We start from the raw sequence: 24,413 nt of genomic DNA, 5'->3' as shown, positions 1-24,413 counted from the left end.
CCTTCCGGCCCGTGTCATTCGGCGATGTCGGTGCGGTAGGCCCAGCGGTAGGCGCGTGTGCGCCGCTCTCGGGATGTCGTCTCGTCGAGTTCGTAGTGCTCGTAGCCGGCGCGCCAGGGGAGGATCAGGCGATCGCCGTCGCGGCGCACGAGGTCGGGCGGCGACTCGAGCAGATCCGGCGGGCCGCCGATCAGCACGAAGGGGGTGCCGTGTTCCTCGCTCATCCCGCGCCCACTTGGGTCAGGATCGCGTCGACCAGCGTCGCGACGGTGGGCGAGGTCCACACCACGACCCGGGGTACCGGCGTATCGAGGTCGCGTTCGAGCCGGTTGCGCAGCTCCAGCCCCATGAGCGAGTCCAGTCCCAGGGAGGTCAGCGTGGTGCCGTCGACGATCAGGTCGGCCTCCCACCGCAGGATCGCGGCAAGGTGTCCTGTCACCAGGTCGTGCAGCAGTGCGCGACGCTGTCGGTCGTCGGTGGCCGCACGCAGGGCTGCGAGAACACCGGTCGGGCGCGGTCCGGAATCCCGAGCGTCGCCGTCGAGCAGGCCGCTGAAGAACGAGGTGCCGGCGACGGTGGCGAACGAGGCGAGCCAGTCGGTCAGTTCCGTGCGGTTGTACCCGGTCCGGTGGCGGCCACGGGACAGGATGTACTCGAAGGCGGGCACCCCTTCGGCCGGCGCGATGGCGGCGTAGCGAAGGGCGGCCTCGGCGCCGGCGCCGACCTCACCCCACAGGCCCCACTGGATCGTGGTGGTCTCCGGGTGTCCCTGTGCCGCGCGCCAGGCGAGGAATTCGTCCAGCCAGGCGTTGGCGGCCGCGTAGGGGCCCTGTCCGGGCGAGCCGAACAACGAGGCGGTGCTGGAGAATCCGACCCACCAGTCGGGGCTGTGCTGCTTGGTCGCCTCGTGCAGACGCCATGCGCCGACGGCTTTCGGGAGCCATACCCGGTCGAGCAGGTCCGGGTCGAAACGTTCGGCGGTCGCGTCCTCGACCACCGCGGCGCCGTGCAGGACTCCGCGCAGCGCGAATCCGTTCTCCGCGACCCGCACGAGCCGGTCGGCGGTGTGCGGATCGGCCAGATCGCCGGTCACGACGCTGACGCGGGTCGCGCCGGCGGTGATGCGATCGATGACCTCGCGCGCGTGCGGCCTTGGCTGCCGGCGGCTGTTCAGGACGAGGTGGCCCGCACCTTTGCCGGCCAGGTACTCGGCGAACAGCAGGCCCAGTCCGCCCAGTCCGCCGGTGATGATGTACGCGCCGTCGGGGCGGGCGAGCGGAAACGCGTCGGGCGGACAGACCACGCGAGCCTCGTCGTCGCCCGGCCAGGCCAGCACGATCTTGCCGATGTGCTCGGCGTTGGCCATCGTGCGAAATGCCGTGGACGCGTCGGCGACAGGGAAGGTCGTGCAAGGCAGCACGGCGAGTCGTCCTTCGGCCAGTTCGCGCGCGACCTCCCGCGTCAGCCGCGCGACCAGGTCGGGATCGATCCGCGAGAGCAACGCCATGTCGACGCTGTGGAAGGTGATGTTGCGGCGGAAGGCGTACAGGCCGAGAGGGTTGTCGGCGTAGATGTCCTTCTTGCCGATCTCCACGAAGCGGCCCTGCGGCGCCACCAGATCCAGGCTCGCCCGCTGGGCCTCGCCGGTCAGGCAGTTGAGGACCACGTCCACGCCACGGCCCCCGGTGGCCCGGCGCACCTGGTCGGCGAAGTCCAGACTGCGCGAGTCGAACACGTCCTCGATCCCCAGCGAACGCAGGTGCTTCCGTTTCGCGTCGGTGCCGGCCGTGGCCAGGACACGCGCCCCGCGGAAGCGGGCCAGGTGGATCGCGGCCAGGCCCACCCCGCCGGCAGCGGAGTGGATCAGCACGCTTTCCCCACGGCCGACCCGGGCCAGCCGAACGAGGGAGTACCAGGCCGTGACGTATGCGGTGGGCATGGCGACGGCCGATTCCAGTGGCATGTCCGCGGGCACGGGGTAGGCCCAGTCCGCGCGGACGGTGACGAACGAGGCGAAGCCTCCGCCGAAGCCCGCCAGCGGCACGATCACCCGGTCGCCCGCGCGCCACGCGTCGACGCCTTCGCCGACCGCGACCACGACGCCGCCGCAGTCCATCCCGCCCCACTCCAGGGTGGGCGCACCACCCATCCCAAGGGTCCTGTCGCCCAGCGCCGGGTCCTCCGACGGGTAGATGCCCATGGCCAGGAACACGTCCACGAAATTCAGGCTGTTGGCGAGAACCCTGACCTCGATCTCCCCGGCACCCGGGGCCCTGCGCGGGCGCGGCACGAACTCGAAGGTGCCCAGGTTGCCCGGCGAGCGGATGGCGAGGGCGAAACCGTCCCGCGCGTAGCGGCACAGCCGCCGGCGCCGTTCGTCATCGCGCATGGGGCTTTTGACCAGGCGGGCGCGCAGACGCCGACGGTTCCTCCAGGCGAGTTCGTCGTCGCCCGGGTCCGCGCCCTGCAGTTCGTCGGCCAGGTCCGCCGCGCCGACGAGCAGATCGATGTCGACGCCGGTCGGACGATACTCCGCGTGCTCGTAGCCCAGGACCCGCACCAGGCCGCGCATGCCGGCCTGGTGCGGATCCACGCGATCCGCGGGGTCCACCAGACGGCCGTTGCGGGTGACAACCCACAGCCGGGGCGGCTCGGCGGGAGCAGCGGCCACGAGGGCTCGGGCCAACAGGCCTAGGCGCGTGGTGCGTTGCTGCGCCATACGTGGGGTGTGTTCGTCCACTGTCGTGCGCTCGCGGCCCGGCAGGACCGCGACACCCGTCCAGTCGTCGCGCGTGGCCAGCGCCCGCGCGAGGTGAGCGGTTGCCGCCCGCGGCGCGAGATCGGGCGCGCAGAAGGCGACATGGCATGCGTCGCCGCGTGCACGCAGGTGTGTGGCGAGGTCGGCCGCCAGGGCGTCGTCGGGGGACTCGCCGATCAGCAGCCAGGAGCCGTGCCCGTCGGTCACTTGGTCGGGCAGCGGGGCTTCGAGCCACTGCACCTGCAACAGGCAGCTGTCGAACAGCGTGCTGTGCGCCGGGACTTCCGTGCGCAGGAAGCGAACGCCGCGCGCTTCCGCCAGCAGGTCGCCGTCGTCGCCCAGCCAGCGCACCGTCGCGGTGAAGCCGTCCGCGCCGCCGTCTGTCAACTCGGCCAGGCAGTACCGGCCGCGTGCGGCTCGCCCGCAAACACGCACCGACGCGATGGAGATCGGCACGATCATCCCGGCGCCCGCCAGGCCGCAGCTGTCCCACAGAGCCATCGCGGCCTGCAGGCAGGCGTCGAACAGCACCGGGTGCCAATGCATGCGCGACGCGCCGGCCCGCGCCTGGCCGGGCAGGGCAGGTTCGGCGAGCACAGAGGCTACGTCGCCGTCGTGCCGGTGCATCCGGCGCAGAGCGGCGAAGGAGGGACCGTGTGTGATGCCGCGCCTGGTCAGCGCTTGCTGGAACACGTCCACATCCAGCGGCCGGGTGTGTCGGCTGCGCAGCGAGGCGATGTCCAAACCGTCCGGCCGGGGCTCGTCCCGCACGCGGCGCAGTGTCGCGGTCGCGTGCACGGTCCGGGAGCCGGCCGCGTCCTGCGTGCTGAGCACCCAGGACGCGGTCTCGGACGATCGGCGCGTGGCCGTCGTGGTGATCCGCGGCGAGTCGGCAAGCGGCAGCACTTCGTACAGGACGAGATCTCCGACCTCCACGGCCTCCGGGCCCGCGTCGAACAACGCGCACGCGGCAGCCACCGCGCCCTCGCACATGCCGGTGGCCGGCAGGACCGGCACCTGCTCGAGCGTGTGGTCGGCCAACCAGGGCAGACGCTGCACGCCGACGGTGGTCTGCCACAGGTGTCGGTCGTCGCGCTGCGGGTCGCAAAGGTGGGCTCCCAGCAGCGGGTGCTCCTCGCCCGCGGCCCCGTCCGAACTCCGCACGCGGGTGGGGGCGAGCACGAAGGGCTTGCGGTCCCAGGTCGTGGTCGGCACGTCCGTCAGCCGCCCGGGCGGGTACCGGCGGGACCAGTCCACCGCAGCGCCGAAACAATGCAGGCGCGCCAGCTGCGTCGCGAAGGTGCGTTCCTCGTCCTGATCGCGCCACAAGGTGGGCGTCACGAGCACGGGATCGCTCGTGGCCTGCGCAAGGCACTCGGTGATGGCCGAGGTCAGCAGCGGGTGGGGTGAGACCTCCACGAAAGCCCGGTGGCCGTCGGCGGCGGCCGCCGCCACAGCGGATGCGAAGCGCACCGGCTCGCGCAGGTTGCGCACCCAGTAGTCCGCGTCGAAGGCGGGCACCTCACGCGGATCCGGCAACACCGCGCCGTAGAACGCGGTGTGGGGCACCCGAGGCCGCAGGCCGGACAATTCCGCGCGCAGGTGCGGCAGTACCGGGTCGACGGCCGGCGAGTGCGAGGCGACGTCCACGGCTACCAGGGCGGCGGTGACCCCGGCCGCCTGCCACTGTTCGACCGCCGCCTTCACCTGACCGCGATCACCGGCGATCACCGTCGTGTCCGGCGAAGCCACCACACCGATGCCCACCTGCTCGGCACCCATCCGGCCCAGTTCCTCCAGCACCGTGTCCTGGCCCAGCCGCACCGAGGCCATGGCGCCGCCCGCGGACAAGCGCGCGGCCAGGCGCGAGCGGCGGCACACGATCGCCGCGCCGTCGGCAAGGCTCAGCGCCCCGGCCGCCACGGCGGCCGCGATCTCTCCCGTGGAGTGGCCGATCACTGCGGCCGGCCGCACCCCGTGGGCGCGCCACATAGCCGACAGCGAGACCTGCACGGCGAAGAGCACCGGCTGCACGCGGGCGAAGCCGCTCACCACCGAGACGTCTGCCAGCACGCGGCCGAGCACCGGTCCGCCCTCCGCCTCGATCAGCGGCTCCAGCTCCCGCATCGAGGCGTCGAACGCCTCGTCCTGCTCGAGCAGCGACCGGCCCATACCCGCCCACTGCGACCCCTGCCCGGAGAACACCCACACCGGTCCGCTCTCGACCCCCGCGGACACCCGGCCCGACACCGCCGTGGGCGTCGCCGCCTCTTCGACGTGGGCGCGAAGGCCGACTTCCAGTTCGGCCCGTGATCGCGACACGACCGCCAGCCGATGGGCTCCGTGGCTGCGCCGGACGGCCAGCGTGTACGCCACGTCGGCAAGCGCCGCGTTCGCCTCGTCCCCATCACGCGTCAGCCAGTCCGCGAGGCGTCCGGCCGACGCCGACAGTGCGGCGGCCGAATTCGCGGACAGTGCCACCACCTCGGCCCGTGGGCGCACGCCGGTCCGCTGCGCCACGGTGGCCTCGGGCGGTTGTTCCACGATGACGTGCGCGTTGGTGCCCCCGATGCCGTAGCCGGAGACGGCGGCCAGCCTGGTGCCGTCCACGGGCCAGTCCGTCGTCGTCACCGGGACGAACAGACGTGTGCCTTCGGCGTCCGTGTCCTGATTCCACCGCTGGAAGTGCAGTGTCGGCGGGATCACTCCGTGACGCACGGCGAGGATTGCTTTGAGCAGACCGGCCACCCCCGCAGCCGGCTCGGTGTGCCCGATGTTGCTCTTGATCGACCCCAGGGCGCAGCGCCCCCGGCCCAGCCCGTAGACCGCGGCGGTCGCGGCGAACTCCACCGGGTCGCCCACCGGCGTGCCCGGACCGTGCCCCTCGACCATTCCCACATTCGCGGCCCGCACGTCGGCCGCCTGCAACGCGGCGCGGAACACCTGCTCCTGCGCGTCTTGGGACGGGGCCGTCAGGCGGCTGCTGTGCCCGTCCTGGTTGACCGCCGAACCGCGCAGCACCGCCAGGATCCGGTCACCGTCGCGCTGCGCGTCGGCCAAACGCTTGAGGACCAGCACACCACAGCCCTCGCCGCGCACGAACCCGTCCGCCCCCGCGTCGAACGAACGGCAGCGACCGCGGGGCGAGAGCATCTCCCACCGGGCCGACGCAACCATCTGCTCCGGCGTCTGCACCAGTTGCACGCCACCGGCCAACGTCAGATCCGACTCACCGGTGCGTAGGCTCTGACACGCCAGGTGGACGGCCACCAGACTCGAGGAGCACGCGGTGTCGACGGCCACACTGGGCCCCTGCAGGTTCCACTGGAACGACACCCGGCCCACCATGGTGCTGTGCATGCTCGTCAGCCCGTAGTACGCACTGACCTCCTCCGGGCGCGGCCGGTTGCGCAGCAGGTAGTCGTCGCTGTAGACCCCGGCGAACACGCCGGTCCGCGATCCGCTCAGGTCCACCACCGGAATCCCCGCGTACTCGAACGCCTCCCATGCCACCTCGAGAAACAGCCGGTGCTGCGGGTCCACCCAGGCCGCCTCCTCGGCGCCGATCCCGAACGCCGCCGGGTCGAAGGCCCGGATGTCGGAGTCCAAGTAGCAGCCCCAGCGCATCCGCTCGACCACCGCCGGTTCCACATCGCCGAGCTCCTCGAACGACCAGCGGTCCGGCGGCACCCCCGCCGCCGTGTCGATCCCCGCACACAGCAACCGCCACAGCGACGACGGTGAGTCGACGCCCCCGGGGAACCTGCAGCCCGCACCGATCACCGCGACGGCCTCCCGCCGAGCGGGAGTGGCCGAAGACGGGGCGAGAACCGAAGCCATGGAAACCTCCCACGATGACTGTCCGGGCCGCAGCTGCTCGGCTCGACCACCATCCCGACAGCCCGCGAGTCCGTTGCGCGCGCGGCCCGTACGCGGCGGATGCCTCCAGAAAACACGCCCGGTGCCCCGGCGGCCAGCGATCAACCACGTCGTGGTGTGGAACCCGTGGACCGCTTGTGAAATCGGGCGCAAGGAGGAAACGCGCACGCCCCCTTCGTACTCGGCCCGCGGACGCGGATACTCCAACGCGCCCGCCGCCGACCACCGCACAGGTCAGGGCACAGCGAAGCCGCTGCGCCATGTGCGCCCGCCTCTTGGCGACGCCGCCGAGCACGGCTCCTTCGTGGTCTGCGACAGCATCGTCACGATCCTGAGACGCGCCAGTGCTGCAGGTGAGGCCGTGGCCCGCCGCGTGACCTTCGGCCCGGTCCGGTTCCACACATGACGGCGGTCATGGATGAGACCGGCCATTGACACACACCTGTCGGCGCCACCGGCATCGCCGCGCGGACTGCCCTTCGCTGGTCGACAACGGGCATCGCTTGCTGCCGACGGGGCGAACGCGCCACACCCGGCAGCCCTCCGGTATCGACGATTGTTAGAATTCTGCCCAATTTTGGCTGAATACCAAATATCGTCTCTATTCATCGTGAGCCGAGTACGCCCTCACGCCCGAGATGCCGGCCGGCCCGCAACCGGAGCGAGGCTGACAGACCTCGTCGATCCTTAACCACCCGCTCTTGTATGGGGTCGGAATGTCACGAGCAAGCCCGAACGCCGCTCTGCGCACCCTGATGGCGGAGGCTCGCTGGAGCGGCGCGGACCTCGCGCGCGCCGTGAACGCCGCAGGCACCCGTGAGAGCCTGCGGCTCCACTACGACCGAACGTCGGTGGGCCACTGGCTCAATGGAGCCCACCCCAGGTCTCCGGTACCCGACCTGGTGGCTGCCGTCCTGAGCCAGCGCATCGGACGCAACATCACACCCTGCGATGCAGGGTTGGACCCTGTGCCTCCCACCCATCGGCCGACCCGTGCCCTGGCCGACCTGGCCCGCGCCGACCAGCAGTACCGCGGGGAGCTGTACCGGCCCACTCTCTTCGCCGGAACTCCCAGCCGCGGGAAGAAATCCAAAGTGGCAGCGATCGAGGACATGATTCGTCTGTTCTCCACGTTGCACTGCTCCTACGGCGGCGGACACGCGCGCACGGCGCTGGCGGCCTACATTGCCGACGATGCTCCGGCCGACTGGTCTTTGGGGTTCCTGCTGGCGACGATGACGGCGGACACCCGTTACCAAGGACTCGCGCTGCGCTACTACATGGCTGTCATCAGGCTTGCCGACCACTTCGACCACTATGCGGTCACTCTGCGCGCACTGAGTACGCAGGCCGAACACCTGCAGCACCCGATCGCCGCCGCCTACGCCGAGATGGCCCTGAGTCTCCCGGCCGGCCGCCCTGTCCAGGCCTACCTCTACGCGGGCCGCGCCGCCGCAGGCGCCGGCGAGTCCGCCTTGCGCGACCTCGACCGTGCCGAGAGCGCTCTGGACGACGAAGCATCGTGCGAATGTGAACCTTTCGGCCGGTACCCGCGTGCCAGCTTCGAATACGAGAAGGGCCGCATCCTGCAAAGGTCCGGAGACCTGAAAGGCGCCCGGCGCGCGTTCGAAACCTCCTTACGCCTCAGACCGCCCGCGCACGGCCGCGACAGACTGCTCACCCGAGCTCACCTGGCAGAACTCCACCTCCGCCTCGGTGACTTGGATGCGGCCTGCGCCCACTGGAATCACCTCGCCCGGGACCGGGACACGCGCTCGCTCTACGTTGGCAAGGCACGCGACCGCATGGCCGGACTCTTGCGCCCCTATGCACGCAATCGACAGGCCGCGGACCTGCTGCTGTGTCTCAGAGGGCATTTAATTTAGGCTGCTAGCTTTTTTTGCCCTAGTAGGTGCCTCGCCAGGTTGGCGTGGTCTCGTCCGTTATGCGCTTGGTGAGGTTGTCGATCGAGGCGATGTGGATCATGGCTTCGGAGCTGGCGGTGAGGGTCTCGTAGTCGCGGGCGAGACGTCGGTGCATCATGATCCATCCGATACTCCGCTCCACTACCCAGCGCCTTTTGAGGACATGAAAGCCGCGAACTCCGGGATTTCTGTCGACGACTTCGACGTCGATTCCGAGCTGGGCGCCGTGCTCGACGACGGCTTTCTTGAAGCCGGTGTCCACCCAGCTCTTGGCGATGGTCGGATACGTCTTCTTGGCCTGGTCGAGGAGGTGTATTCCCAGGGCGTTTTCGGAGAGGCTCGCGGCGGTGACGGTCACGGCGAGGATGAGGCCGATCGTGTCGGTGAGGATGCCCCGCTTCCGTCCCACGATCTTCTTTGCGGCGTCCGTTCCTTGGCTGGTCACGGGCACGTTGGTGGAGGTCTTCACGCTCTGGGTGTCGATGACGGAGCCTGTGGGTTCGGGTTTGCGGCCCTCCTCGACGCGGGCCAGTGCGGTCAGGTCGTAGTTGAGCTGGGCGAAGATTCCTTCGTCCAGGGGATTCCGGTGCGGTTGACGTAGAGGATCGCGTTGATTACGTCACGGAGGTCGACTTTGGCCGGCCGGCCGGTGGGTCTGCGGTCGAGCCGGGCTTGTCTCCATGCCGTCAGGGTCGGCTCGATCAGCGCCCATCGGGCGTCGGACAGGTCACTGGGATACGCCTTCCGCTGGCTCACGGAAGAGCTCCTACATGAACAGCGGTGCCGAGGAGGGTATTTGGCTGGTCGGGAGTTTCTGTGACATCGACAAGCTAGACGGAATCCGGGTGCGATGGGCGGATCAAACAGGCGTCCCAGGCTGGAGCTTCGCAGACGCAAGGATGCATGTATGGAGCAAATCATGCTGAACGCCACTGGCAGTCAAGCGACTTAACGCATCAATCCATGCCTAAATCCCCACTCAGACCACCAGCGCAACCCGCACCGCACCGCCGAGGCCTGGACGCTCACCTCGGTGCACGCTGTGTTGAGCAACCCCCGCTACACCGGCCGCCGGGTATGGAACCGGCAGCGCACCGACCACGACCTCGTCGACCCGGCGAACACCACGCTCGGGCATCGCGACGTCATGCGCCGCAACACCCCGGACGCATGGATCATCTCGGAGAAGCCGGCGCACCCGGCACTGGTCAGCGAGGCCGACCTCGTCACCGCGCAGGGCATCCGCGCAGACAAGTCCGCTCCCGAGCACATGTATCAGCGCGCCGGACTGCTGCGCTGCGGCCACTGCCGGAGGCGGATGGAGTCGTGCTGGTCCAACGGACGCGCGGCCTACCGCCGCCGCCACGGGCACTCCAGCGCCACACCTCGTGATCCCGACCGGGAACCCAACGCCTACGTCCGCGAAGACCACGTTCTCGCCGACCTACCAGCACTGCACCTGATGCGCACCGGCGAGACGAGCGTGCCGGACCCAGCACGCGCACTCGCCCGCCTCCGGAAGGACGGCATCACGCTGATCTATGACCAAGCCGGCCGCACCGTGACCGCCGACACCGAGAAGAAGGAGAGGGTCGCCATCGGACGATGACCGCAGCTCCAAGACCGGCACCGGACGGCCGGTCAAAGGGTGAACGACTTACGGGCCGAGACGAGGAGGTGATCGACAGACACAAGCTCGGAAACGACGAACACCCGCCTCGGCCGAGGCCGAACGCGGGTGCCGACTGATGCTGCCTTCGAACGGAAGTTCGTGGGGCAATTATGTGTCCGAAGCGTCCAGCAGTTCCTCGCAATTACAAAAGTAACGCGCGATAAGGCCCGGGTCTACCCCTCGAAAGGGTGGCGAACTGCGGGCGAAATGCTGCCCTGGAATTCCCCGACGGCTGGTCGTCGCCGACGAACGCGACGTCCGCGCCGCTCCACGACGTCGCGTCGACCACTGCAAGTCGGGCTTCATCGTGGAGCGTTGGATGGCGGCCCGCATGCGCTCCGCCCCGACGGCAAGGCGCCTCCAGGGCGTCGAAGCACTCCGCCACAAGCGTCGATCCGCCGCGTCAGAGCCACGAATGACCTCGGCCTCGCCTCGACCAGCACCGGCGGCTGGTTGCTTTTTTTGGACACCGTGCCTCGGGCACCGCGTGGCCGCATCGACGACCGCCGGTTCTCGGAACGAACGGTCGCGGCCGGTGCGGTGGTGAGCCCGAGGACCTCCCGCAGTCACCGGCCGCCCCCGCCGGACGCAGGCAGACGACCGGCAGGGCGGGGCCGGAGGGCGAAGTTCCGGACAGTTGGCGTAGCGATCGAGTCGTGTTGTACCCGTGAGTTCTCACAATCCCCATGTGCTGGTGTCGCGGATGCCAGACTGCCGAAGTCCTGTTGGGGGGCTTTGCACGACGAGGCTCGTGGAAGGGGAACAGTGGCACGTCAAGAATCCCTGCTCAAGGTCTACGGGGACCGTTCGTACCGGCACGTCACCATGGCCCGGCACCAGGGCACGACGATCGCCTTCGCGATGGACGCCGCGCGCCGGATCGTCTACTCGGTGCTGGACTTCTCCGGCCCGCCGACCAAGGGCGCAGTGGACGCCGCGTACTGGAGCGAGAACCCGGCCGAGCTGGTCTTCCCCCGAGAACTGGCCGAGGTGGGGTACGCGGTGGTCGGCGCGACCGCGATGCCGACGGTGAAGCGGGGCGGCGCCGAGGCCGCGCCAGGGGAGCGGCCGGCCGAGGAGGACGTCGATCCGCACTTGTCGTCCACCGGGCGGCTGACCGCGGACGCCCCGTTCCAGGTGGTCTCGGACGGGACGTACGTGGTGGTGCTGCGCCAGTCGGTCGGCGCGGGCGACGCCGGGGCGGTGTACAAGCTGACCGGCGGCGGCTCGTCCGGGGCCGCGTCCCGGCCCGACTACGTGTTGAGCGGCGGCGCGAAGGTGCCGCTGGTGCGGGACACTCTGCTGTGCGACCGGTTCGTGCTGGTGGACGGCAAGCTCAAACCGGTGCTGGAGGCGCGCTTCAAGCGCAGTCGGCACGCCACTCGTCCCGAGTCGGCCAAGGACAGCCTGGGTACCGAGGACATGGAGGGCCGGCCGTTCCACGAGCCGACCCAGGAGCTGTCGTTCCTCCGGAACCTGACGCAGGGCCGGTTCGCGGCGGTGCTGGTGCCCACCGCGGTCGCCAACGTGCAGCGCTGGCAGTTGTTCGCGTACAACGACGCGACCGGGCGGGTCGACGGCTTCAATGTCGAGCAGGGCGAGCAGGGCCTGTTCAACACCCAGGGCACTCGCTTCTACACCAGCCCCGACCCGGCCTACCAGGACGCGGTGTTCGAGCGCTCCCCCGGCCCCTGCCCGTTCACCGGGCACGACCTGGTGCCGGTGACGGGCACCGCCGGCCACGCCGAGACCGCGCTGCGGCTGGACGGCGCCGGCGCGCACGTCGACCTCGGCGACCCCGCGGCGCTGCGTTTCGGCGGCCGGGCCTACTCGGTCGAGGCGTGGGTCAAGCCCGCCGCGCTGGACGGCCCGCTGCTCGGCCGGGCCGGAGAGTACCAACTCTCCGTGGACGCGATCGGCGCGCTGCGGCTGGAGCACGAGGGGGCGCCGTCCGCGCTCGCCTCCACAGCCGCCCTCGCCGCCGACGTCTACACCCACGTCGCCGCGACCTTCGACGGCACCACGGCGCGGCTGTACGTCGACGGCCGGCCGGCGGGCAGCGGCCCACTGCCGTTCACCCCGGTCTCCCGGGCCGCCACCCTGGTCGGCCGGCAGGACACGGGCGGCACGGTCCGCCACTTCACCGGCGACCTCGACGAACTGCGGGTGTGGAACCGGGTGCGCTCGGCAGCCGAGCTCACCGAGGACCTGGGTCACCGGCTGGTCGGCAACGAGCCGGGCCTGACCGCCTATTACCGCTTCGACGAGGGCACCGGCACCACCGCCTACGACCAGAGCGACGACGCCCTGCACGGAAAGATCGAAGGCGCCGCGCAGTGGACCGGCTCGGACGCCCCGATCGGCGACCACCCCGGGGTGCGGCGCGACAGCTTCACCCTCAAGGGCCGCACGGTGGTGTCCGGCATGTCGGCCGTGCTCTACCACCAGCAGGAGAACGTGGTCTCCGGCTACCGCGCCGACCCCAAGCCGGCCAAGCGGCAGGCCCGGGTGCTGCTGGCGTTCGCCGCCAAGTACGGGCAGGAACCGTGCCTGGCGACCCTGGACTTCGCGGTCGCCCGGGACGGGCGGTTGGCCGAGACGCCGGACGTGCTGGACCCGCAGGTGCTGAAGCGGCCGACCAGGGGGCAGGACTCCGAGCAGATCAGCGCCCTGCAGCAGGTGATCCGGCGGCTGGAGCCGGAGATCGCCGCGCTGCCTGTCGAGATCGCCCGCCTGAACACCACGGCGGCCCTGCTGCCGGCACGTCAGGCAGCGCAGGACGCCCTGCAGCCCGAATACGACCGCATGGAGTGGCTGTACAACATCTATGCGCCGCAACCGCAGCTCTGGAACTACACCCTGGAACTCAAGACTCCGCGGGTGATCAACGGCAAGACGGTGCAGTGGGTCTACTTCGATCTCGTGTGGGGGTCGTTGAACGACGGGGTGGGCTTCTCCGGCCCCGACGGCCCCCGGACGGTCTGGACCATGGACGGCGCCTATCCCCCCCAAGCCGCCGGTGGCGTTCCCAGCTACCTGCGCCCCGCCGCGAAATCCAACTACTTCCTGCACGTGAAATACGAGCAACGTGCCGAGGGCAACGAAATAAACCTCCTGCCGTGGGATCCGTTCAAGAGCCTCAACGAAGCGTTCGTCCGGTTCACCCTGGTCCACGAAGGGGACTACGTACGGATCGTGAACTCGGGCAGCGACATGGCCATCGGCCTGCCCGCCGACAGCAAAACGCCCGTACTGCGCCAGGCGGCGGAGTGCCGTACAACCGACGCGGGGCTGTTCCGGATGCACCGGGCGGGCATGATAAACGGCTGGGACACCATGTTCTTCGCCATCAAGGAGCGGATGGACGCCGCGCGTGCCGCGGTCCAGGAATCCCGCGCCTCCGGCAAGCGGGTCGCCGAGCTGCAACTCGTGCTGACCGCCAAGAAGGCCGAACTTGCCGAAGCCCAAGACCAGTTGGCCCGCCTGTCGGCCGCACTGCAGGGCGACGACGACCTCACCGTGCCGATGCCGCTGCTCGCCGTGGACGCCGGCGGCCTGAGCCTGAACGGCGCCCTGCTGGAGTTCGCCCGGGGCGCCGACCGGCCTGCCCTGCTGGACAGCGGAACCGGCAACGTCGTGCTCTATTTCCGCGGCTCGGACGACCAGTTCTCCGCCGTCTACTACGACACCGCCGTGGTCCGCGGCCTCCAGACGCTCGACGGTGACGGCGGCACTCTCGGCTTCGCCGCCCGGGACCCGGCGATCCCGCTGGACGGCTGCACCATCGTGGTCTCCGACGGCGACGCGCCCGGCCGCTGCGACCTGACCGTCACCGTCGGCGCCGACACCGAGACCTGGCGCTCGCTGCCGCGCAAGGCCGGGCCGATGGCGGCGGCGCTGGCCGGCGACCCGGGCCGGCCGGTGACGGTCGGCGCGGTCGCCCGGGTGAACGGCGCCACCGTGGAGCTGACCGAGAGCATCACCGTCGCGCTCCCGGCCAAGGCCCACCTGCAGATCGGCTCGGCAGGCTGCGCCGTGGCCGCCGACACCCCGGTCGGCTCGAAGACCCTGACCCTCACGGGGGACGCCGGCGGCATCAAGCCCGGCGACAAGGTCGGCCTGGTCGGCTACGACTGGGGCCGGGCCTCCTCCAGTCGGCCCGGGGTGCTCCTCTCCGACGGCTCCCGGCTGATCGGGCTGAACCCGGGCGAGGTCGAGTTCGTGCCGAACGGCACCGCCCGGCCCACCATCGCCGGACGCGGCTGCCGCTGGCGGGCCGACATGCCCGGCCGGGCCTTCCAGTTCCACGGCGGCGAGCAGTACCTGACGCTGCCCGCCGGCCGGCACCAGGGCATCACCCCGAGCGGCGACCTGACCCTGGAGGTCTGGGCCAACCCGGAGGCCGGACAGGGCCGGGTCGTCCACGCCCGGACGGACGACTCGGGCTACTCCCTCTCGCTCGTCCCGGCCGGGCTCCCGGTCAAGCAGTTCGCCGGCGCCGAGAAGGTCGAACTGACCTACCAACTCGACCTGGCCGACCGCGATTTCACCATCGAGCTGTGGGCCAAGCGCAACCAGTCCCGGGGCCGCACCGAACCGCTGCTCACCCACGGCACACCGAGCGGCCTGCGCGACCAGTCGCTGCACTTGGCGTTCGACGCCGCCGAGACCTTCCGCTTCGGGCTGTTCGACGACGACCTGGTCACCGCCGAGGCCTACCCGGACCTGGAGTGGCACCACTGGGCGGCGGTGTACAAGAACGCCACCCGCGAGCAGATCCTCTACCGGGACGGCGTCCAGGTCGGCCGCCGCACCGCCACCGGGCCGTACACCGGCAACGGGCCGCTGGTCATCGGGTGCCAGCCGTTCAGCGGGACGTACCTCGACGGCCGCATCGACGAGGTCCGGGTCTTCGACCGGGCCCGCACCCAGCGGGAGATCGCCGCCGACCGCGATCGACGGCTGTCCGGGCGCGAGCCGGGCCTGCTGGGACACTGGACGTTCGAGGGCCCGAGCAGCCCGCCGTCCCCGATCAAGGGCTACCAGGTGGTGGCCCGGGTCGGCGCCCAGGTGGTGAAGTCGGCGGAGCGGTTCCCGTGCAACGAATGGGCGCACCTGGCCGCGACCTACACCCAGTCCTGGGCGCTGCGGTTGGACGACGCGGTGGGCCTGGCGGTCGAGCCGCAGAACGCGCTGGACGTACTCGAAGACCTCACCATCGAGGCATTCGTCCGGATCGACCGGCTCGGCACCCCGATGGGCCTGGTCGCCAAGGGCAGCGCGGTCGACGGCGGGCGGGACGGCGTCCCGTACCAGTTCGGCGTGCTGGCCGACGGGCGGCTGGAGTTCGCGTTCGCCGAGGCCGACGGCAAGGCCGTGCGCTTCACCTCGGACCGGGCCCTGACGACCGGAACGGTGCTGCGGGTGAGTGTGGTGCGCGAGCGCCTCCAGCCCGTGGTCGCCACAGGCCCCCGGCCGACCGAGCCGCCCGAGCCCGAACAGAGCATCCGCTTCTTCATCGGCAACTCCCCCGCCGGCTACCACCTCTACCGCGGGCCCGGCGCGCAGGCCAACGGCAGCGGGCTGGAGATCGGCCGCGGCCTCACCGGCGTGCTGTGCGAGGTGCGGATCTGGACCGCGGCACGGACGTCCGCCCAGGTCGGGCTGCCCGTCACGCCGCGCGAGAAGGGCCTGCTGGCCCGCTGGTCCTTCGACGAGAACGCCGGCAACGTCGCCTTCGACCACTCCGGCTCCTTCCCGGCCAAGCTGCGCGGCGCCTACTGGACCCGCGACCCCGACCCGGCGGCCAGCCCGCTGCGGCTGTACCGCAACGGCGAACCGCTGGCCGAGGGCACCGTCACCGCGCAGGACTTCACGCCCTGGGGCGAGGCCCAACTCACCCTGGGCGCCCGGCTGGAGGGCGGCAAGCCGGCCGACCCGTTCACCGGGACGCTGGAAGAGGTGCGGATCTGGCGCACCGTCCGGACCGCGGAGCAGATCCAGGACAACCTGTTCACCCGGCTGCGCGGCGACAAGCGGGACCTGCTCGGCTACTGGCCGTTCGACCGCGACTCCACCGAGCCCGGCACCACCTCGGTGCGGGACGAGGGCCTGCGCGGCAACGACCTGGACTTCCCGGCAGTCTCGGCAAGGCGGCCCCGGATCCTGCTCTCCACCGCCCCGATCTCCACCGACACCGCCCAGGTGCGCTCGGCCCTCGCCGATGTCCGCACCCCGTTCCACGAAACCATCGGCGGCAGCCCCGGCGCGAGCGAGTACGCCGACCTCCAGTTCGACGCCAAGGGCGAGGCGCTCGGCGTGCTCAAGCGCTGCTACGGCTACGTCCGCGACGACCGCTGGCACCTGGTCACCGGCTACAAGGTCGGCGACCTGACCACCGAGTGGGTCGGCCAGGCCCAGTTCGACCCGCAGCTGGTCGGTTTCGTCGAGGGCGCCCCGCCGGTGCCCTCGGAGAACCTCACGGCCGACTCCGGCGACCACGCCGGGGCGTCCTCGGTGGAGTTCGCCGAGGCCGAGGAGGTGGTGCAGAGCCTCTCCGCCAGCAAGTCCCGGAGCGTCGACGCCGCCTTCAACCTCTCCTTCGGCATCGAGACCGAAGCCGACATCATGACCGTCACCGCCCCGCTCGGCGTCGGCACCGCCACCCCGCTGGCCGAGGGGCAGCTCAAGCTCGGCGTCACCGCCAGCCTGGAGTACTCCAACACCTGGAGCTCGGACACCCAGGTCAGCCAGGGCACCAACACCTCCCGGAAGACCAGGCTGGCGCTCACCGGCTACCCCGAGGACCCGGGCAAACTGGTCAACCCGGCCATCGGCCGCCGCTACGTGCCCGCCAACACCGGCATGGCACTCGTGCAGTCCCAGACCGCCGACGTGTTCGCGCTGCGCCTGGCACACACCGGCGCGCTCATCGCCTACCGGATGCTGCCCAACCCGGACATCCCGCGGGACTGGAACATCATCCACTTCCCGATCAACCCCCGCTACACCAAGCAGGGCACCCTGGACGGCGCGGTCGGATTCGACGAACGCGGCAAGGTCACCGACCCCGACTACCCGGCCGCCACCGCGTACGGCGAGTACAGCTACTTCAAGCCCCGGGACGCGTACGCCCTCAAGCGCCGCATCACCCGCGACCAGCAGCGGTTGCAGGCCTACTACCAGTCGATCTCCACCGAGCCCAACAGCGACAGCAGGAACGACCCGGCCGAGGCCCAGGCCCGGACGGTGCTGCGCTCGATGGGCATGGACGTCGCGCCGCGGGACGACAGCCGCCCCGGCGGCCCGAATCCGACGGCCGACGGCTTCTCGCACCGGGACCTGGTCAATACCTACGTCTGGACGGCGCAGGGCGGCTTCTTCGCCGAGACCACCGAGGCGACCGACGCCGTCAGCGAGACCACCGCCGGCTCGTACAGCTTCCACGGCATGGCAGGCGGCTCCTTCGACCTGTCCTTCGGCGCCCTCGGCCTCGGCTTCGGGATGCACTTGGACGCCTCCGCGGGCGGCGGCTTCAGCACCACCCGGGCCAAGGGCAAGGACGCCTCCCGCTCCTTCGGCCTCGACGTCCAGTGCGCGCCGTCCGGTGACCTGCAACGCCGGGACGCCGACGGCAAGCCGGCGTACGACGCGGCGGGCCGGCCGGTGCTGGTGCCGGGCAAGGTGGACGCCTACCGCTTCCTCACCTTCTACCTCGGCGAGACCAGTGCCAACTTCGACGACTTCTACCGCAAGGTCGTCGACCCGATGTGGCTGCGGGGCAGCAACGCCCCCGACGCCGCCGCCCTGCGCCAGGCCCGGCAGAACTCCGCCAAGCCCCCGTGCTGGCGGATCCTGCACCGGGTCACCTACGTCAGCCGCGTCCTCGCCCCCATCCCACCGCCCGGGGCACCGCCGTTGGAGAAGGCGATGCGGGCCGAGAACATCGACAGCAACTACGAGCTGATCAGGCGCCTGGAACCGTACGTCCGCCCGGCCGCCACCAGCACCGGAGCCCTGTCCGCCGCCACCCGGCAGACACTCGCCGCCCAACTGCCCGAACTCCTGCCGCACGCCGTCGAGATCATCGACTACCTCAGCCGGTACTTCGGCATCGACGCCTGACACCCCGCCCCGGCCCTCCGGCATCCCGGAGGGCCGGGGCGGCTGTCGGCCACCGGCGCGGACCGCGATCACCTGCGAGGTCGGGGGTGCCGAAAACTCGGCCGCGCCCCCCAGCACCGCTGTTCTCGGCGAGAACAGGCCTACATCGCATCAGCAGGCGTGGTGGGAGGCACTCGCCTGTCGCGTGTGCTTCCTCGCGCCGTATCCGTGCACGGCGTGCTGATGCAGGATCGAACGGAACGCGCGACCGCGAATGCCATGAGGACCAAGGATCCGACCGCCGTGCCCGTGCCGAAGAAGGATCTCGTCGAAGAAACCGCGCTGGAATCCTGGGCTACCCGCCGCCCCAGCCCCACGGTGTCGACAGCCACGCGGTCCGGCGCGCGCTTCGCGTTCTACGGCCGGGTGTCAACCGAGGACCACCAGGACCCCGAGACATCGCGAGGCTGGCAGCTGCTCAACGCGCAGGCGTTGACGTCGGGTCACGGCCGGATCGTCGCGGAGTTCTTCGACGTCGGGCACAGCCGTTCGTTGCCGTGGGCCCGCCGGCCGGATGCCGCCGCGTTGGTCGCGGCACTCGCGGACCCCGACCGCGGCTTCGGCGCGATCGTCATCGGGTCGAGCGAGCGCGCCTTACCCACGACACCCACGCCCGTCCGGCGCCGCGCGATCCTTGGCCTCGCGTGGAGGGATGCGCCGACGACCCGCCCTTCTAACAACTGATCGGCGAGCCTGAACGCATGAGCGCAAGGGCCTGCCGAGCGAGGTGGAAGCCTGCCGCCCTTCCGGGACTTCGATCCCCCGTGTCAGACCGGCTCCACCTCGCCCAGCCCTGCCGAGCGGAGACCTTCGGTAGTTCCGGGAGCACAGATCCCTCATCCAAGACGGGTCCCGTCCGGCAGGAGCATCGTCGGCTATCGGCTGCCGCGCGATAGAAGCCGGTGAGCTTCGCCAGGTCATGGACGACCCGCCGCTCCCAATCGTCGTGCCATGGGGTGGTGAACTCGAGTTCCTCCACCAACGCGGTCATGCGCCGCGGGTTCGCGCAGAGCCGGGTTTCGCACGGAGCGCAGCGCAAAGCCTCGGCGGCCGCAGTGACCTGCTCAGGGGTGAGCGTGGTGACGACGGTGTGTTCCTGCACCTCGCCATCGGGGCTGGCCCACAGGTCCGTGCGCGGCTCGCCGCCATGGACGACGAGCTCCGCCGAGACCTGATCGGGACAACACTCCACGAGTACCCGGTCCAGAACCGAGAAGTGGAACTCGACTCCGGTGACCAAGCCCGCGTTCCAGAGTTCGGGCCGTTGATGCCAGTACGGGACGAGTTCCAGCAACTCGTGAGGAGCCGAGCACGAGACCGCTTCGGCCGAGGCACGACGCCAAAAGAAGGACATACTCACGTTTTCACCCCGATGGTTCACCGATAGCGATCCGCGGTCACGACGCCCAGGCCTGGAAGTGTCGGCCGACAGTCTCGTCACGGGCCGGACCGGTCATGCCGATTTTCGGGCTTCACCGACACTGTGGTGCTCGTGATCGGCTACTCGGCGGGTGGTTCGCCGACGGCGGCGATCGTCGGGGAGGGGATGGGAGAGTCCTTCGTGCAGTCCGGCGGCGAGGAGCAGGCCGTGGACGACGAGGTCGTGCGGGAGGTCGAGGCCGAACACGGTTTCGGCCATGCGCAGTTCGCACCCGCGCGTCGGGCTGTCGTCGGGTTGGTTGCCGTCCGGGGTGAGGAGTCCGGCGGCGATCATGTGGGGCAGGAGCCGGTCGGGGTCCGTTCCGATCCGGTCGTCGGGGGTCTCCTCCTCGAAGCCGCACACGATCTCGCCGTTCTCGGCGTGGAGCAGGTATGCGACGGGATTGCTGTCCGCGTACACGAGTACCGCCTCGGTGCCGGTGGAGACCGCGTCCGGGACTCCCTTCTGGAAGCCTCGATTTCCCGTGGTCTCCACGGCGTACGCCCATCCGCGCGAGGTGCCGGCCCGGATGGTCTCCACGCCGGTGTCGAAGTAGGTCTCGGTGGCGTCGACCAATCCCATCGGCACGACCGTGGACGGATTGCACCCCAGACGGATCAGCAGTTCCAGGGGCTCCAGGCCGCGTGCGAACGTCACGCAGTAGTCGGATCCGAACTCGCGGGCCTCGCGCAGCCACGCGATACCGTCCCGGGTACTCATACGCCCACCGTAGGGCCGACATCCGACACCCGGTGCGCGCCGCCCAGTCGCGTTCGACATCCTCGCCCGAGCAGTCGAAATCCCCGCACATGCTCCGGGGCTCTGCGAGCGTGCGGTTTGACTTTCCGCAGCTCAGAAGCCGTCGGAACGACCATGACCGGTGCAACACCTGTGGCGCACGGGTCGCTTCGAGGTTCACCCGGCAGGACTACATCGTCGGATGTCGATCATCGTGTCGCCGTACGCGGACAACGACACGTGCTGCGTTCGCCACGGCTTCTTGGGCTCTCTGTCGGCGGTCTGCTGAATGATGAGGGGTTGTGGGTCGGGAAGACAGTGACGAGGCGTACGTGCTGGGCCTGTGTGACGAGGCCTTGGGTGAAGTGGGCGAGCGTCAACACACGTTCGCCTGGCTGCGGGGAGACCCGGGAAGGTCGGGGTGTCGGGCGAAGTGGCCCGTTGACTCCTACTGGTGCGAGCGCCGCCTGGTGGTGGAGTACCGGGAACTCCAGCACGATCAGCCGACAAGTCGGATCGGCTCACGGTCAGCGGGGAGCAACGGGCACTGTGCGACGCCCCGCGGGGACACCCTGATACCGGCCAACGGACTGAATCTCGTGGTGATTCGCCCGGCAGACCTCGCCGCAAACGTCAGGGGCCGTCTGCGCCGACGGCGCGAAGCGGACCTCGTGGCCGTCCAGGACATCGGTGGGGCAGGGCTGAGGCCGTCGAGGTGTCGGGCGAGGCGTCGGCTGGGCCACGGTGACGAAGGCGTTGGAGCCGGCGTGGCGCAGCCGCGGAAGCGGATGCCACCCCGCCGAAGACGGTCGGACGCTTCGAGTTGGCGATCGACGCGATGTTGCGACCGAGTTGCACGCACCTGGCAAGCAGCGGCACACGGCGGCTGGGATCTTCACCGGCTGTGGGACGAGTAGGGCGCCGAGGGCGTCTCGTATCCGATGGTGTGCCGGTATGTGACGGGGTTGCCCGCAGCGGCCAGGCAGGGTTGCGGACGTGACAGGCGTGAGACCCGGGAACGACGAAGGTCCCGCGAAGCTGCTGTGGTGATGGCCGTTTGTTCCCGGGTTGCAGGACGTATCGGCTGATTCGGCGCGCCGTGTGGGCGCGCCGAATCGGCGTGAAGGGTGCGGGGGTTGCTAGCTGCGCAGGCCGATCCGGTCCAGGTAGGGGACGCCGCCGTTGTAGGTTTCGACGCCGGTTGCCTGGTTGCTCCAGACCGGGCCGATCCGGGATTCGGCGAAGGTCCAGATCGGGAGGTCTGCGGACAGGGCGTGTTGCAGCGCGATGTAGGCGGTCCTGCGGGCGGCGGGGTCCTGGGTGGCGCGCGCCTGGTCGAGTGCCCGGTCGGCTTGGGGGTTGCTCCAGCCGGTGGCGTTGAGGGGGCTTGTGCTGTGGAAGCTCTGGTACATGCCGGGTTCGGGGTCGGGTTGCCAGGTCTGGTCGAACGCGGCTTGGAAGGTGCGGTTGACGCGGACGGTGGTGACGAAGGCGCCGATGTCGAGGGGTTCGATGCTCATGTCGACGTTGCGGTAGCGGGTGAGGCGGCTTTGGAGGAACTCGGCGATCAGTTGGCTCTGCGGGTTCCGCGCGGTCACGAGGGTGAAGTGCAGCGGGTTTCCGGCGGCTGCGAGTTCGTCGAACAGCCGTTGGGCTTCGGCGGGGTCCGCGGCGGGTTGGGCGGCGGTCGGGTCGAAGAACGGTGAGGATCGGGGGAACACCGCGCGGGCGGGGCGGAAGCCCTGGCCGAGTGTTTTGGCGAGTTCGGCGGGGTCGGTGGCGATGGCGATCGCGCGGCGCGCTCGGGGGTCGTCGAAGGGCGGCCGGGTGAGGTTGAAGGTGATGTTCTGGCCGCCGTTGGTGGCCAGGGGCGCGGCGTTGAGTTCTTCGGCGGCTTTTTCGAGGGTGCCCGGGTCGGCCGACACCAGGATCTGGGCGCTGCCGGAGCGGATGGTGTTGTAGGCCTGGTGGATGTCGGTGGCGAGGGCGATGGTGAGTTTGTCCAGGTGCGGCAGGCCGCGGTCGTGCTGCCAATAGGCGGGGTTCCTGGTGAAGTCCATGCGGCTGCCGCGCGTCCAGGTCTGCAGCGTGAACGGGCCGGCTCCGACGGGGTGCGCGCTGTAGGTGGCGGGTCCCTTGGCCAGGGCGGAGGGGGCGGCGATGTAGGTGAGTTCGGTGGCGATGGTCCGATCGAGGTTGGCGTTGGGCGATGGTGGGGTGATGCGCACGGTCAGCGGGCCGGTGGTTTCCAGGCGCAGGCCCGCGGCTGCGGCGCGGTGCAGGGAGCGGATGGCGGGGTCGGCGTGCATGTCCCAGTTGGTGCGTACGGCCTCGGCGTCGAGGGGGGTGCCGTCGCTGAAGCGCACGTTCGGGCGCAGCGCCAGGGTCCAGGTGGTGCCGGCGTCGGTTGTGGTGAGGCTTTCGCCCAGGTGGGGGCGGACCTGGCCGGAGGCGGGGTCGATGACGAACAGCGGGTCGTAGAGCGCGGCCATGCGCGGTTCGTCGACCAGCGCGTTGTAGGTCGCGGTGAACGGGTCGAGGCCCCGGGCGTCGGCGACGGTCAGCAAGGTGAGCGACCCGCCCGCGCGCGGCGGGCCGCCGGAGCCGGTGGGGCCGGCCGGGGGGCCGCCGGTGCATGCGGTGGCCAGGCCCGCGACGGCCGCCGCGAGAGCGACGAGGCGCTTGTGTCCGCGTCTGAATCCGAATGTCATGACGGGCCTTTCAGTGGCGGTTGCGCAGGTGGGCGGCGCGGCGTCGGCGGCGTAGTTGCTCGGTGCGCTCCTTTGGGGTGACGTGTGCGGTGGCGGCGGGCAGGTGGTCGCGGACACGGTCGAGCGGCACGACGCGCAGCGTGGGCGCCGGCAGGCCGTCGGCGAGCAGCAGGCGGCCGTTGACGGTGCCGTGGGTGTGGCCGCCGGTGTCGAGCCAGTTGGGCACGCCCGGGTCGCGGTGGGAGATGACCGCGCGGAACGTCCCGTCCGCGTCGAGGCGGGCCTGGTGGTTGTTGAGGGACGACTGGCGGCAGAACCAGTTGACGGTCTCCCAGTACCAGTTGCCCAGGCCGAAGCTCCAGTAGTGCGCCGTGGGCGGGGTGTACTCCAGGATCACGGCTTCGTCGGGCCGGCAGCGGAAGTTGCCCATGCCGTACGCCTGGTTCTGGAAGCCGCCCCACGCGGACTCGGCCAGCGGGGTGAACCGCATGGTGTTGGGCTCGGAGTTCAGCGACAGCTTGCACATGTGGTCCCAGTACGTGCCGGCCTTGTCCAGCCAGCGCACCAGCCGTTCGCCGCGGGCGCGCACGTCCGCCTCGCTCAGCGGGGACAGTGGCGGGTAGGGCGCGTCGACGCGTTCGATGACAAGGTTGGCCGGCCGCTCGTTCTCCCAGTCCAGGAAGACCTGGCGCACGCACAGCGATTCGGCGTCCGGGTCGATGTACAGCCAGTTTCCCTCGTGGGGCTCGGCGCCGAGGATCAGCTCGAAGGCCCCGTCGCCGTCGCAGGTCAGGGTGCGGCTGTCGATGTTGGAGTTGATGCGGTAGTCGGGCGCCTCGCAAAAGTGCGGCGAGTGCACCTGGATGTCGAGGTAGTGGGCGCTGCCGCGGTCGCCGCTGACCCGGTAGGTCGCGTCGCCGCGGATGGCGGCGAGCGTGTAGATCACGTCGGGGTTGTCGATGCCCCAGCTGTTGGTGGTGTCCGCCCAGCGGCCGAACTCCGGGTAGTCCGGGTCCGCCAGCTCCATGCTGAGCAGCGTCCCGGCGGCCAGGTACTGAGATTTTCGGTTTGGGGTGACGGTGGGGCGGGTTGTGGGTGTATGCCGGTGTCATGCGGTATCCCGACGGGGGCGGCCTGACCGCGAAAC

The 24,413-nt window shown here is 70.4% G+C and carries 10 protein-coding genes and 1 pseudogene; 4 read left to right on the top strand and 7 right to left on the bottom strand.

Features of this window, described 5'->3' with window-relative positions; genetic code table 11:
- Nucleotides 1–14: 14 nt before the first annotated feature.
- Nucleotides 15–224 (bottom strand): DUF5988 family protein, encoded by a 210-nt coding sequence (locus ACFXKZ_RS51075; RefSeq protein WP_380014984.1) that lies wholly within the window; start codon nucleotides 222–224, stop codon nucleotides 15–17.
- Nucleotides 221–6,598: an SDR family NAD(P)-dependent oxidoreductase gene (locus tag ACFXKZ_RS51070; RefSeq protein ID WP_380014981.1), complete on the bottom strand. Its 6,378-nt coding sequence runs from the start codon at nucleotides 6,596–6,598 to the stop codon at nucleotides 221–223. Before ACFXKZ_RS51070 ends, ACFXKZ_RS51075 begins: the two co-directional genes overlap by 4 nt.
- A gap of 755 nt (nucleotides 6,599–7,353) precedes the next feature.
- Between ACFXKZ_RS51070 and ACFXKZ_RS51065 the strand changes: the two genes are divergently transcribed.
- Entirely contained in the window at nucleotides 7,354–8,523 is a 1,170-nt protein-coding gene (locus ACFXKZ_RS51065) for a hypothetical protein (protein WP_380014978.1), read from the top strand.
- Nucleotides 8,524–8,542: 19 nt separating this feature from the next.
- Here the strand turns inward: ACFXKZ_RS51065 and ACFXKZ_RS51060 are convergent.
- A pseudogene (locus tag ACFXKZ_RS51060) lies at nucleotides 8,543–9,318 on the bottom strand (transposase).
- A gap of 199 nt (nucleotides 9,319–9,517) precedes the next feature.
- Here ACFXKZ_RS51060 and ACFXKZ_RS51055 point away from each other — a divergent pair.
- The 3 genes from ACFXKZ_RS51055 (at nucleotide 9,518) to ACFXKZ_RS51045 (ending at nucleotide 19,081) form a co-directional block, all read left to right on the top strand.
- On the top strand, nucleotides 9,518–10,171 hold the full coding sequence (locus tag ACFXKZ_RS51055) for a recombinase family protein (protein WP_380015008.1): 654 nt from the start codon (nucleotides 9,518–9,520) through the stop codon (nucleotides 10,169–10,171).
- 828 nt (nucleotides 10,172–10,999) lie between these two features.
- Nucleotides 11,000–18,358: a LamG-like jellyroll fold domain-containing protein gene (locus ACFXKZ_RS51050; protein WP_380014975.1), complete on the top strand. Its 7,359-nt coding sequence runs from the start codon at nucleotides 11,000–11,002 to the stop codon at nucleotides 18,356–18,358.
- A gap of 216 nt (nucleotides 18,359–18,574) precedes the next feature.
- Complete coding sequence (locus ACFXKZ_RS51045; protein WP_380014972.1) at nucleotides 18,575–19,081, top strand: hypothetical protein; 507 nt, start codon at nucleotides 18,575–18,577, stop codon at nucleotides 19,079–19,081.
- On the opposite strand, the gene ACFXKZ_RS51040 is transcribed toward ACFXKZ_RS51045, so the two are convergent.
- From ACFXKZ_RS51040 to ACFXKZ_RS51025, 4 genes are all read right to left on the bottom strand, one after another.
- Nucleotides 19,071–19,757, bottom strand: a complete 687-nt coding sequence (locus ACFXKZ_RS51040; protein WP_380014969.1) for a hypothetical protein — start codon at nucleotides 19,755–19,757, stop codon at nucleotides 19,071–19,073. The genes ACFXKZ_RS51045 and ACFXKZ_RS51040 overlap by 11 nt on opposite strands.
- 93 nt (nucleotides 19,758–19,850) lie before the next feature.
- Nucleotides 19,851–20,537, bottom strand: coding sequence for a DUF6461 domain-containing protein (locus ACFXKZ_RS51035; protein ID WP_380014966.1), 687 nt, complete (start codon nucleotides 20,535–20,537; stop codon nucleotides 19,851–19,853).
- Nucleotides 20,538–21,694: 1,157 nt separating this feature from the next.
- Nucleotides 21,695–23,266 carry an ABC transporter substrate-binding protein gene (locus tag ACFXKZ_RS51030; protein WP_380014963.1) on the bottom strand — a complete coding sequence of 524 codons (1,572 nt, stop codon included), beginning with the start codon at nucleotides 23,264–23,266 and terminating at the stop codon, nucleotides 21,695–21,697.
- A gap of 10 nt (nucleotides 23,267–23,276) precedes the next feature.
- Entirely contained in the window at nucleotides 23,277–24,293 is a 1,017-nt protein-coding gene (locus ACFXKZ_RS51025) for a DUF1214 domain-containing protein (protein WP_380014960.1), read from the bottom strand.
- Between the last annotated feature and the right edge of the window lie 120 nt (nucleotides 24,294–24,413).

Origin of the sequence: Embleya sp. NPDC059237, assembly GCF_042754105.1 — a bacterium.
In the GTDB taxonomy this organism is placed as follows: Bacteria; Actinomycetota; Actinomycetes; order Streptomycetales; family Streptomycetaceae; genus Embleya.
Note: the sequence above shows the minus strand (reverse complement) of the source record. Positions and strands in the feature narration are given on the sequence as shown.